8 protein-coding genes and 1 other RNA gene are annotated in these 12,301 nt (G+C 69.8%); 6 read left to right on the forward strand and 3 right to left on the reverse strand.

Features of this window, described 5'->3' with window-relative positions:
- Positions 1-25 precede the first annotated feature (25 nt).
- The 3 genes from CEK65_RS01120 to CEK65_RS01130 all read right to left on the reverse strand — a co-directional run bounded on the left by CEK65_RS01120 (position 26) and on the right by CEK65_RS01130 (position 3,460).
- On the reverse strand, positions 26-625 hold the full coding sequence (locus CEK65_RS01120) for a thioredoxin family protein (RefSeq protein WP_152180494.1): 600 nt from the start codon (positions 623-625) through the stop codon (positions 26-28).
- 15 nt (positions 626-640) lie between these two features.
- A complete protein-coding gene (locus tag CEK65_RS01125; RefSeq protein ID WP_152180495.1) occupies positions 641-2,254 on the reverse strand; it encodes an oligopeptide:H+ symporter in 1,614 nt (537 codons plus the stop codon).
- A gap of 294 nt (positions 2,255-2,548) precedes the next feature.
- Positions 2,549-3,460, reverse strand: coding sequence for a tryptophan 2,3-dioxygenase family protein (locus CEK65_RS01130; protein WP_152180496.1), 912 nt, complete (start codon positions 3,458-3,460; stop codon positions 2,549-2,551).
- A gap of 192 nt (positions 3,461-3,652) precedes the next feature.
- Here CEK65_RS01130 and CEK65_RS01135 point away from each other — a divergent pair.
- The 6 genes from CEK65_RS01135 to CEK65_RS01160 all read left to right on the forward strand — a co-directional run bounded on the left by CEK65_RS01135 (position 3,653) and on the right by CEK65_RS01160 (position 11,827).
- Positions 3,653-3,728: non-coding RNA, sX9 sRNA (locus tag CEK65_RS01135), on the forward strand.
- Between the two features lie 41 nt (positions 3,729-3,769).
- Positions 3,770-7,351: a lamin tail domain-containing protein gene (locus CEK65_RS01140; protein ID WP_152180497.1), complete on the forward strand. Its 3,582-nt coding sequence runs from the start codon at positions 3,770-3,772 to the stop codon at positions 7,349-7,351.
- Positions 7,352-7,878: 527 nt separating this feature from the next.
- Positions 7,879-8,967, forward strand: coding sequence for a pyruvate dehydrogenase (acetyl-transferring) E1 component subunit alpha (pdhA, locus tag CEK65_RS01145; RefSeq protein ID WP_017916506.1), 1,089 nt, complete (start codon positions 7,879-7,881; stop codon positions 8,965-8,967).
- Positions 8,960-10,039 (forward strand): alpha-ketoacid dehydrogenase subunit beta, encoded by a 1,080-nt coding sequence (locus tag CEK65_RS01150; RefSeq protein ID WP_017916507.1) that lies wholly within the window; start codon positions 8,960-8,962, stop codon positions 10,037-10,039. The genes pdhA and CEK65_RS01150 overlap by 8 nt, the downstream gene beginning before the upstream one ends.
- 1 nt (position 10,040) lies before the next feature.
- Positions 10,041-10,391, forward strand: a complete 351-nt coding sequence (locus CEK65_RS01155; protein WP_017910228.1) for an SH3 domain-containing protein — start codon at positions 10,041-10,043, stop codon at positions 10,389-10,391.
- Positions 10,388-11,827: a dihydrolipoamide acetyltransferase family protein gene (locus CEK65_RS01160; protein ID WP_152180498.1), complete on the forward strand. Its 1,440-nt coding sequence runs from the start codon at positions 10,388-10,390 to the stop codon at positions 11,825-11,827. Before CEK65_RS01155 ends, CEK65_RS01160 begins: the two co-directional genes overlap by 4 nt.
- Positions 11,828-12,301: the final 474 nt, after the last annotated feature.

Raw genomic sequence — 12,301 nt, forward strand, 5'->3', positions numbered from 1 at the left:
TACGAGAACTGCGCTTCGCGACCGCTCAGGCCTTCGGCGGCGCCCATTCCTTGAGGAAGTCCGAGAACTTCCTGCGATCGTAGTCCTTGCCCTTCTGCAGGTCGGCGAGCACCTGCGAGTGCAGCAGCTTGCCGTCGGCGTCGAGCACCAGCAGGTGCGGGAAGTCGACGATCTTCGGGTACTGCGCCATGAACGCCTCGTTCTTGTTGGCGTCGCTGACGTTGACCTTGACCCAGACGAAGTTGGCGTCGCGGAAGCTGCGCAGCTCCGCATCGCCCTCGATGAAGGTGTCCAGGGTGTGGCACCAGTCGCACGCCTCGTTGCCCACGTCGAGCAGGATGCGCTTGCCGCCGCGCTTGGCCTCGACCATGGCGGTCTCCAGGTCGTCGCCCGGGTTGCGCTGCGGATCGAACTGCGCGCCCAGCGCCTTGGCCGCGGCGATGTCGGCGGCGGCCGGGGTATTGCCCGAGGCCACCGGCTGGTTGGGATCGGCCACCGGCGGCTTCTGCACCGAGGTGTCCAGCGGCTTGGCCGGCGCCTGGTCGTCGGGCGGCGGCGTCTGGCTGCAGCCGCCCAGGGCCAGGATCGCCGCCAGGGCAGCGCAGATCGTCTTGTTCATCGCCATTGCTTGGTCCTCACCTTACTTCACACCGTGCATCAGCTTGCTGATCAGCGGCGCGATCAGGAACAGCACCACGCCGGCGCCCAGCAACGCCCAGAAGCCGAAGGTATACCCGCCCAGCGCGGACGCCACGGTCATGCCGCCTTCGCCGCTGACATGGCTGGCGAAGATGCCGGACAGGTTGTTGCCGATGCCGGTGGACAGGAACCAGCCGCCCATGCCGAAGCCGACCAGCCGCAGCGGTGCCAGCTTGGTGACCATCGACAGCCCGATCGGCGACAGGCACAGCTCGCCCACCGACTGGATGACGTAGACCATGAACAGCGTCCAGAACGGGATCTTGCCGGCGTCGTTGACCAGGCTCGACAGCGCGAACATCAGCAGCAGGAAGGCCAGGCCGTTGAACGCCAGGCCGAGCGCGAACTTGCGCGAGATCGACGGGTTGAAGCGGCCGGCCTTGACCCAGATCCAGGCGATGACCGGCGCCAGGGTGATGATCGCCAGCGAATTGACCGACTGGAACCACGCGGTCGGGAAGGTCCAGTCGCCGAACTGGCGGTTGACGATCTCGTCGGCGAGGAAGGTGAAGGAACTGCCGGCCTGCTCGAAGAACATCCAGAACAGCACGTTGAAGGCGAAGATGATCAGCATCGCGATCACCTTGTCGCGCGCGACCTTGCCGTTGCGGATGCCTTCGACCAGCAGCATCACCGACAACCCGACGAAAATCGCGCCGAGGATCCAGGCCAGCACGGTCGCGGCGGCAAGCGTCTTCTCGTAGTCGAGCGCGCCCTGCACATACACCGGCTTCAGCCAGCCGAGCGCCATCAGCGCATCGGCCACGTACCGGGCCAGCCCGCCGCCGAGCACGAAATAGATGACCGGGACCGCCAGCACGCACCCCAGCAGCACCGCGACGACACGGCCGCCGGTGCCGGGCTCGGCCGCGCCGATCCCCTTGAGCTGGGCGCGACCGACCAGGAACCACAGCAGGCTGATCAGCATGCCGACGCCGGAGGCGATGAACACCATCTTGTACGACGGCATCGCGACGGTGCCGAACACTTTCTCGGCCAGCATCTGGGTCAGCACCGGCGAGACCATGGCGCCGATGTTGATGCCCATGTAGAAGATGGTGAAGCCGCTGTCCCGACGCGGATCGGCCACGCTGTAGAGCTTGCCGACCATGGTCGAGATGTTCGGCTTGAACAGGCCATTGCCGACGATGATCGTGGAGAGCCCCAGCTCGAACACCTGCTGGTTGGGGATGGCGATCATGAAAAGACCGGTCGCCATCACCGCCGCACCGACCAGGATCGAGCGCTGGTACCCGAGCACCCGATCGGCGATGTAGCCGCCGAAGATCGCCGCCGCGTACACCAACGCCAGGTAGGCCCCGTACGTGGCGCTGGCCGGCGCCTGGCCGGCGCCCTGCCCGTCGTAGAACTGCGCCACGATGTACAGCACCAGCGCCCAGCGAATGCCGTAGAACGCGAAGCGTTCCCAGAATTCGGTCATGAACAGCATCCACAGGGGGCGCGGATGCCCCAGCAGGGTCTTGAATTCGGGCGGTTGCGCTGACGGCGGTTGCGGTGAGGCGGGGTGGTTCGACGCGACGACGTCAACGCTCATGCAGTGTTCCCTTGCGTATTCAGGATGGGCTGGGGCGGTGCGGCCGGCCAGGCCGGGCAACGGGCGAGGATCACCGAGCGACGGCGTGGCGTCAAATGCGCGGACGGGCCGGGACTCGGGACCCGGAGCCCGGGACCCGGAAAGGCGGGCCCTCGAAGGCCAGGGATTCCGGGCGAGAAGGCGATGTGCGCATGCGCTACGCCCGGGTCCACGCGGAACGCCCCACGGAAAGACCAACGCCTCCGACCACGACGCAGCGCAGCAAGGCCGAGCGGCGCCTGCCAGCGCGCTCCACTACGGCGCTTGCGACGCCCCATCCGGGTCCCGGGTCGCGAGTCCCGGGTCCCGGCTTTCCAGCCCCACCGACGTCCGCACCTCGAACAACTCCGGAAAGAAGGTCAGCGCCAGCGCCTGCTGCAGGAAGCCGACGCCGCTGGAGCCGCCGGTGCCACGCTTGAAGCCGATCACCCGCATCACCGTGCGCATGTGGCGAAAGCGCCACAGCTGGAACTGGGTCTCCAGGTCCACCAGGTCCTCGCACAGCGCGTACTCGCGCCAGTAGCGGTCGGTGTTCTCGTAGATGCGCTCGAACACCGGGCGCAGCAGCGGGTCGCTGACGTGCGGCTGGCGCCAGTCGCGGGCGTGATACGGCGCCGGCACCGCGTGGCCGAAGCGGGCCAGGTAGCGCAGGAATTCCTCGTACAGGCTGGGCGCCTCCAGCACCGCCTGCAGCGCCGCCTGGCCCTGCGGGTCGTGGTCGAACACCGGCAGCATCTGCGCGTTCTTGTTGCCGAGCATGAATTCGATGGTGCGGTACTGCAGCGACTGGAAGCCGGAGGACGGACCCAGCACGTCGCGGAAGCCCATGTACTCGGACGGGGTCAGGGTCTCCAGCACCGACCACTGCTCGGTCAGCAGGCGCAGCACCTGCTTGCTGCGCGCCAGCACCTTGCGGCACTGCCACACCTGGTCGCGCTGCAGGTGCGCGATCGCCGCGCCCAGCTCATGCGCCAGCAGCTTCAGCCACAGCTCGGAGGTCTGGTGCTGGACGATGAACAGCAGTTCGTCGTGGTGCGGCGGGTTGGACAGCGGCTGCTGCGCCGACAGCAGCCGGTCCAGGCGCAGGTAGCCGCCGTAGGTCAGGCGGCCTTCCAGGTCGGTGTGGATGCCGGCTTCGAGCGGGCGCTGGTTCTGTTCGACGGGCATGGGCGGCGTGGGCGTTCCGGGCCGGCAAGGGTACCGCAGCGACGAATGTCACACATTCGTCAGCACCGGCTGACAAACTCCGGCACAATCGTCGGCGGCGCCTGGGGGGTGCCGTCGGTTCATCTGCGTAAGAGCGGCTAACGAAACTACTGCGCAGCCACCAGGCGGGCGCGGACGGTGCTCGGAATCCTCATGTACCACTCGTACACTGCGGTTCCTCCGCGCCGTCCGCACCCACCTGGCGACTGCTCGCTACGTTTCGTTCGCCACTCTTCGTCCACGTCTTCAAGGATTGGGGAGATCTTGTTCATGCGAACCATGCTGCTTCGAGCTGCAGTGCTGTCGTGCGCGCTGGGTGGTGCCGGGTACGCCCAGGCCCAGGTGGTCATCAGCCAGGTCTATGGCGGTGGCGGCAACAGCGGCGCCACCTACAAAAGCGATTTCGTCGAATTGCACAACAACGGCAGCGAGGCGGTGAGCCTGGCCGGCTGGTCGGTGCAGTACGCCTCGGCCGCCGGCAGCAGCTGGCAGGTCACCACGCTCAGCGGCAGCATCGCGCCGGGCGGCTACTACCTGGTCAAGCAGGCCGACGGCAGCGGCGGCAGCACCGCGCTGCCCACGCCCGACGCCACCGGTACCATCGCCATGAGCGGCAGCGCCGGCAAGATCGCGCTGAGCAAGAGCAGCGCCGCGCTGAGCGGCGCCTGCCCGGCCGGCAACGCCGACTTCGTCGGCTACGGCAGCAGCGCCAGCTGCGCCGAGGGCAGCGCCCCGACCGCCGCGCCCAGCAACACCCTGGCGGTGCTGCGCGGCAACGGCGGCTGCACCGACAGCGACAACAACAACGCCGACTTCGCCACCGGCGCGCCGACCCCGCGCAACAGCGCCGCGCCGGTCAGCCTGTGCGGGGGCGGCAACCAGCCGGTGGCCAGCGTGGCCAACGTCAGCCGCGCCGAAGGCGACAGCGGCAGCAGCGCATTCGTGTTCACGGTGACGCTGAGCCAGCCGGCCGGCAGCGCCGGCGTGAGCTTCACCGTCGCCACCCGCGACGGCACCGCCACTGCCGGCAGCGACTACCACGCACTGGCCGCGACCCAGGTGACCATCCCGGCCGGCGAAAGCAGCGCCGAGGTGCGCGTGCTGGTCAACGGCGACACCAGCAACGAACCCGACGAGACCTTCTACCTCGACATCACCGGCGTCAGCGGTGCGCTGCCGTCCACGCTGACCGCCAGCGGAGTGATCCTCAACGACGACTTCAACCTGGTGCCGATCCACAGCATCCAGGGCAGCGGCGCTCGCTCGCCGCTGGTCGGCCAGGTGGTCGCCACCAGCGGCATCGTCACCGCGCGGCGCAGCGCCGGCTTCTTCCTGCAGACGCCCGACGCCCAGGCCGACGCCGACCCGCTCACCTCCGAGGGCATCTACGTCTACACCGGCAGTGCGCCGCCGGCCGAGGCCGCGGTGGGCAATTCGGTGCGGGTGCAGGCCACGGTGGTCGAATACGTGCCCAGCACCGACCCCAGCCAGCCGCCGCTGACCGAACTGACCTCGCCGACGGTGCTGCTGCAGTCCACCGGCAATCCGCTGCCGGCCGCGGTCGAGCTGACCACCCGCTTCCCGGACCCGAATGGCGCCTACGACCAGCTCGAGCGTCTGGAGGGCATGCGCGTCACCGTGCCCAGCCTGACCGTCAACACGCCGACCCTGGGCAACGTCAACGAGACCAACGCCAGCGCCACCAGCAATGGCGTGTTCCATGCCGTGGTCACCGGCCTGCCGCGCGCCTGGCGCACCGCCGGCGTGCAGCAGCCCGACGCGCTGCCGGCCGGCTCGCCGGCCGACGTGCCGCGCTGGAACACCAGCCCGCAGGTGATCGCGGTCGGCAGCGCCGGCCTCGGCGGCCAGCGCATCGACGTGGCCGCCGGCTGCACCGTGCTCGGCGTCAGCGGCCCGCTGGACTACAGCTTCCGCCGCTACACCATCTACCCGGAAACCGCGCCCACCGTGCAGTGCGACGGCGCCGACCAGCCCAAGCCGGCCCCCGCGCCGCAGGCCGACGACGTCAACATCGCCACCTACAACATGGAGCGCTTCTTCGACGACCAGAACGATCCGGCGATCGGCGAACCGGTACTGACCGCGGCCGCCTACCAGGCGCGGCTCAACAAGGCCTCGCTGGCGATCCGCAACTACCTCAACACCCCCGACATCCTCGGCACGGTGGAGATCGAGAACCTGAGCGTGCTGCAGACCCTGGCCGACCGCGTCAACCGCGACGCGGTGGCCGCCGGCCAGCCCGATCCGCAGTACGTGGCCTACCTGCAGGAAGGCAACGACGTGGGCGGCATCGACGTCGGCTTCCTGGTCAAGACCGCGCAGATCGGTGCCGGCATCGCCCGCGTCGAGGTGGTCTCGGTGAGCCAGGAAGGCAAGGCCGCCACCTGGACCGAGCCCAGCGGCACCGTCAGCCTGCTCAACGACCGTCCGCCGCTGCTGCTGAAGGCGGTGGTGCATTTCGCCGACGGCCGCGCGCTGCCGCTGACCGTGGTCGAGGTGCACCAGCGTTCGCTCAACGGCGCCGAGACCGACGACGCCAGCGGCCAGCGCATCCGCGCCAAGCGCCAGGCGCAGGCGGTGTTCCTGGCGAACCTGCTGCAGGCGCGCCAGGCCGCCGATCCGACCGAGCAGCTGCTGGTGATGGGCGACTTCAACGCTTTCGAGTTCAACGACGGCTACGTCGATGCGATGGGCACCATCACCGGCCTGCCGGCGCCCGATGCGCAGACCGTGGTCGGCGGCGACGGCGCCACCCTGGTCGATCCGGCGCTGTACAACCTCACCCTGCTGTCGACGCCGGACCAGAGCTACTCCTACGCCTACGACGGCAACGTGCAATCGCTGGACCACATCCTGGCCAACCGCGCGCTGATGCGCTCGGCGCAGATCGCCGGTCTCAGCGAAGCCCATGCGCGGCTCAACGCCGACTTCCCGGCCGTGGCCCGCAACGACGCCAACTCGCCGGCGCGGCTGTCCGACCACGACCCGGCGGTGGTGCTGATCAAGCTCAAGCCGCTGGAGCGCGCCGACCTGAGCCTACGCGTGAGCGCCGCCAACGCGTCGGTCTATGCCGGCGACACCATCCGCTACAGCGTGGAACTGGCCAACGCCGGTCCGGACGCGGCGCGTGCGGCGGCAGTCGCCTTCGCCCTGGACGCGGCGGTGGCCCCGAGCATGACCGCCGCCCCGGGCTGGGACTGCGCCGCGCCGGAGGTGGCTGCGCAGACCGTGGTCACCTGCAGCACCGCGCAGTTCGCCGCCGGCACCACGCCGCGCTTCGAGGTGGCGGTGCCGGCCGGCACCGCCCTGGTCGGGCGCAGCCTGAGCCTGGCCGCGTCGGTGACCTCGCAGACCGAGGACCCCAACCCCGGCGACAACGGTGGCGGCGCCACCGTGGCGGTGCAGGCGCGTCCGGCCGGCGACCTGGCGGTGTCGATCGACGGCCCGGCCACCCTGCCGTTCTTCGCCTTCTTCGCCGACTACCGCATCGACGTGCGCAACCACGGCAATGCGCCGGTGCAGGGCGCCAGCCTGGAGATCGACGGCAGCACCCTGTCGGCGCTCACCGCGCTGGTGCCGCCGCGCGGCTGGCAGTGCGTGCGGCAGAACCACGGCCTGCGCAGCGCGCGCTTCCAGTGCCGCAGCGGCGCCGACTTGGCGCCGGGCGCCAGCGCCGCGTTCCGCCTGAGCCTGGCGACACGGCCGCTGCCGGCCGACCGCCAGATCGTGATCGGCGCCAGCGCCGGCTCGACCTCGGCCGATGCCGACCCGAGCGACAACAGCGCGCGCTTGAGCACCCGCGTGGAGGGGCTGCGCCTGTTCGGCCGCTGATCGCGGCAAGCGATGCAGACGAAAGGGCGTGGCCGCAAGGCCACGCCCTTTTTGCTTGGGGCAACGCCACCCGGCGCCGATCACGCGCTGCCGAAAGCGCTATCGCGCAGGAGCGGCGTCAGCCGCGATGGAGTATTCCCGGTAACGCCCGTCGCGGCTGAAGCCGCTGTTACGAGGCGACGTCCATGCGGCTTGAGGGTGCGTAGCGGGCGATGCGCGATGCCCTTGCGCTGTTGCTGCACGTGTGCGCCTTCTGTCCTTGTCCGACACCCTCGCCTCCAGCGCGCGCACCGCACCGCTGGCATGTACCACCGCCACCGGTGGACACCCACGCGCACATGAACGGCATGCATCGCAGTGCAACATCGGCGATACCCAACGCCATCAATCGGCAACGCGGCGCGACCACGCTTTTCTTGTGCGATACGGCATCGCCGCGTGCTGCGGTGCACGACGGCTTTTGTGCACGGCTTCCTTAACATGCCGACTCATATCATTTGAAACTTGTTGTCGAGAGCGCCATCGCCATGAGCATCGCCGCCCAGTTCGAAATTGAGTTCCTGCAGTACCTCGACGCGGGCGGCCAGCCGGTCCGCGACGCGCTTCCGGCCGACTCGGCCAACCCGCAGACGCTGCTGGCGCTGTTCAAGCAGATGCTCTACGTGCGCACCTTCGACAGCAAGGCGGTGGCCCTGCAGCGCACCGGTAAGCTGGGCACCTACGCCTCCTGCCTGGGCCACGAGGCCACCCACATCGGCATCGGCGCGTCGATGCGCCGCGGCGACGTGCTGGCGCCCAGCTACCGCGAGTACGGCGCCATGTTCATGCGCGGCGTGCGCCCGCGCGAGATCCTGCTGTACTGGGGCGGCGACGAGCGCGGCAGCGACTTCCAGCGCGATTCCGACGCCGCCCGCGACTTCCCGATCTGCGTGCCGATCTCCACCCAGTGCCTGCACGCCGCCGGCGCCGCGCTGGCGTTCAAGCTGCGCGGCGAACCCCAGGTGGCGGTGGCCACCTGCGGCGACGGCGGCTCGTCCAAGACCGACTTCTACGCCGCGCTCAACTCCGCCGGCGCGTACCAGCTGCCGCTGATCCTGTGCGTGATCAACAACGGCTGGGCGATCTCGGTGCCGCGCAACGCGCAGACCGGCGCGCAGACCCTGGCGCAGAAGGGCCTGGCCGGCGGCCTGCACTGCCTGCAGGTGGACGGCAACGACCTGATCGCCGTGCTCGAAGCGATGCGCCAGGCGCGCGAGCGCGCGCTGGCCGGCCAGGGCGGCACGGTGATCGAGTTCATGACCTACCGCCTGTCCGACCACACCACCGCCGACGACGCGCGTCGCTACCGCGACGACGCCGAGGTCAAGCAGGCCTGGGAACGCGAGCCGCTGCTGCGCCTGCGCACCTGGCTGAGCGCGCAGGGCCTGTGGAGCGAAGAAGAGGAAGCGGCGTGGAAGCAGGAATGCGCGCGTCTGGCCGACATCGAACTCAACGCCTACCTGGAAACCCCGGTGCAGCCGGTGGAAGCCATGTTCGACTACCTGTACGCCGACCCGCCGCCGGACCTGCTCGCGCAGCGCGCCGAGGCCATCGCCCTGGAGCAGCGCCATGGATGAGTTGAGCCCCCGCCTCGCCGACCACGCGGCCGCGTCTGCGGCCGGCACCGCCCACAGCGCCGCCACCGCGCGCGGAGACAGCCCGATGACCAGCACGCCCATTACCCTGATCGAAGCGGTGACCCAGGCGCTGGCCTGGGAACTGCAGCACGACCCCTCGGTGCTGGTGCTGGGCGAGGACGTGGGCGTCAACGGCGGCGTGTTCCGCGCCACCGCCGGCCTGCAGCAGCGCTTCGGCGCGCAGCGCGTGCTCGACACCCCGCTGGACGAGACCACCATCGCCGGGCTCAGCGTCGGCCTCGCCGCGCAGGGCATGAAGCCGGTGGCCGAAGCGCAGTTCGACGGCTTCGTGTACCCGATGGTCGATCACCTGATCTGCCACGCCGCGCGCCTGCGTACCCGTACGCGTGGCCGCCTGCACTGCCCGATGGTGCTGCGCGTGCCGTGGGGCGGCGGCATCCGCGCGCCGGAGCACCACAGCGAAGCCAACGAATCCATCTTCACCAACGTGCCGGGCCTGCGCGTGGTGCTGCCGTCCTCGCCGCAGCGCGCCTACGGCCTGCTGCTGGCGGCGATCCGCGAGCCGGATCCGGTGATCTACATGGAACCCAAACGCATCTACCGGCAGTACAAGGAAGTGGTCGCCGACGATGGCGAGGCGTTGCCGCTGGACGTGTGCTTCGTGCTACGCGACGGCACCGACGTGACCCTGGTCGCCTGGGGCGCGCAGGTCAAGGAAGCGCTGGAGGCCGCCGACCGCCTCGCCGCCGACGGCATCAGCGCCGAAGTGATCGACGTGGCCACGCTACGCCCGCTGGACTTCGACACCATCGCCGAGTCGGTGGCGCGCACCGGCCGCTGCGTGATCGTGCAGGAAGCGCCGCGCAGCGCCGGCTTCGGCGCCGAGATCGCCGCGCGCCTGGCCGAGCAGTCGATGTACGACCTGGTCGCGCCAGTGCAGCGCGTGACCGGCTACGACACCCACATCCCGCTGTTCAGGCTGGAAATGAAGTACCTGCCGAGCACCGACAAGATCGTCGCGGCGGCCAAGCGGGCGATGGCCGCGGGTTGATATGCAGGCACGTCTGATCAGCGATTACCGCGCCGCCTATCCGCATCCGATCCGCATCGCCGCCGGCGAGCGGGTCGCGCTGGGCGTGCGCGACGAAGAGTGGCCGGCGTTCGTCTGGATCACCGGCACCGCCGGCAGCGCCGGCTGGGCGCCGCTGGCCTGGCTGCAGCCGACCGGCGACGGCCATGCCGTGGCGATGCGCGACTACGATGCGCGCGAACTCGATGCCGCGCAGGGCGACACCGTCGTCCTGCATCACGAATACGGCGACTGGTGGTGGGCCGAGCGCGCCGACGGCACGCAGGGCTGGCTGCCGGCACGCGACCTGGAACTGCTGGAAGAGACCACATGAGCCAAACCAAGAATTTCAATCTGCCCGACCTGGGCGAAGGCCTGCCCGACGCGACCATCGTCGAGTGGTTCGTCAAGGAAGGCGACACCATCCGGCTGGACGAGCCGCTGGTGTCGATGGAAACCGCCAAGGCGGTGGTCGAAGTGCCGTCGCCGGTCTCCGGCAAGGTGCTGAAGCTGGCCGGCGCGCCGGGCGACATCGTCGTCACCGGCAGCATGCTGGCGCAGTTCGCGCCCGACCCGAACCTGCCGCAGCGCGCCGAAGGCCAGGACACCGGCCATCACCATGGCGGCGCGGCACCAGCCGCGTCCGGCAAGGGTGCCGGCGCGGACACCGCTGCGGCCGATGACCGCGTGGTCGCCTCCGACGACGGCGGCGAACCGCACGACGCCGATAACGCGCAGGTCGCGGGCGAGCGCGACGATGCCGGCACCGTGGTCGGCGCGATGCAGAGCTCCAACACCGTGCACAGCGAGCAGGCAGTGTCGGTCGGCGGCGTACGCGCGATGCCGGCGGTACGCGCCTTGGCCAAGAAGCTCGGCGTGGACCTGGGCCGCGTGCGTGCCAGCGGCGCCGACGGCGCAGTCACCCTGGCCGACGTCAAGCAGGCCGCGGCCGATGGTTCGGCGAAAACCGGCGCCGCTGCAGGAACGGCTTCGGCCGCGACTGCACGGAGCCCTGCCGTCGCGGCTGAAGCCGCTCCTGCGCCGGCCCGCACATCCCAGGCCGCACCCGCGCGCACCCTGCTCTCCGCCGCCGGCAAGCCGATGCGCACGCAGCCGCCGGGCGTGGCCGTGCAGGGGCAGCCCGAGCCGCTGAAGGGCGTGCGCCGCAACATGGCGCGGGTGATGGCCGAGGCGCAGCGCCAGGTGGTGCTGACCACGCTCAACGACGATGCCGACCTGCACGCATGGACGCCGGGCAACGACACCACCGGGCGCCTGGTGCGCGCGATCGTCGCCGCCTGCCAGGCGGTGCCGGCGCTCAACGCCTGGTTCGACGGCGAGGCGCTGACCCGCACCCTGCACGCGCACGTGGACATCGGCATCGCCGTGGACACCGACGACGGCCTGTTCGTGCCGGCCCTGCGCAATGCCGACATGCTCGATGCGCGCGGCGTGCGCGAAGGCATCAACCGCCTGCGCCAGCAGGTGGAGGCGCGCAGCATTCCGGCCTCGGAGCTGAGCGGCTACACGATCTCGCTGTCCAACTTCGGCATGTTCGCCGGCCGCTACGCCACCCCGATCGTGGTGCCGCCGTGCGTGGCCATCGTCGCCGCCGGCCGTGCGCGCCATCAACTGGTGCCGGTGATGGGCGGCGTGGAAACGCACAAGATCCTGCCGCTGTCGCTGAGCTTCGACCATCGCGCCTGCACCGGCGGCGAAGCGGCGCGCTTCCTGCGCGCGATGATCGACGACCTGGCGCTGCCGGGCTGAGCGCCGGCCCTCTTGCAGATCGGCCGACCTGCCTGACGCCAGATGGTGCATCTCCTGTGTTGACGCAGTAGATGCACCGCCATGGTGGTATGCACCCCATTGTGGGAGGGACTTCAGTCCCGACGCGACGAACTAAAGGCATTGGGATTGAGCCCGTTCTGCAGCGCAGGCCTCAGCGGCGACATAGAGGGGCGCGTGTTTTCTACGGTCTTCTACACACTTCGGGATGCTCTCCCTAGCAACTCCAGCACAGCGCGTCGGGGCTGAAGCCCCTCCCACAGGGCAGTGACGAAGCGCTACCGGCGGTCCGGGATTAGTGCTGCCGATCACTTCGCATGCATTCGGTGCACATCAGCCGATCTGCATAAAACCAGACGGTGCATCTGCGCACCAGGTACAGCAGATGCGTCCCGTGCGGGAGGGACTTCAGTCCCGACGCGACGAACTAAAAGCACCGCGATTGAGGCCGTTCTG

It is taken from the genome of Xanthomonas sp. LMG 12459 (genome assembly GCF_009192905.1).
Lineage (GTDB): Bacteria > Pseudomonadota > Gammaproteobacteria > Xanthomonadales > Xanthomonadaceae > Xanthomonas_A > Xanthomonas_A sontii.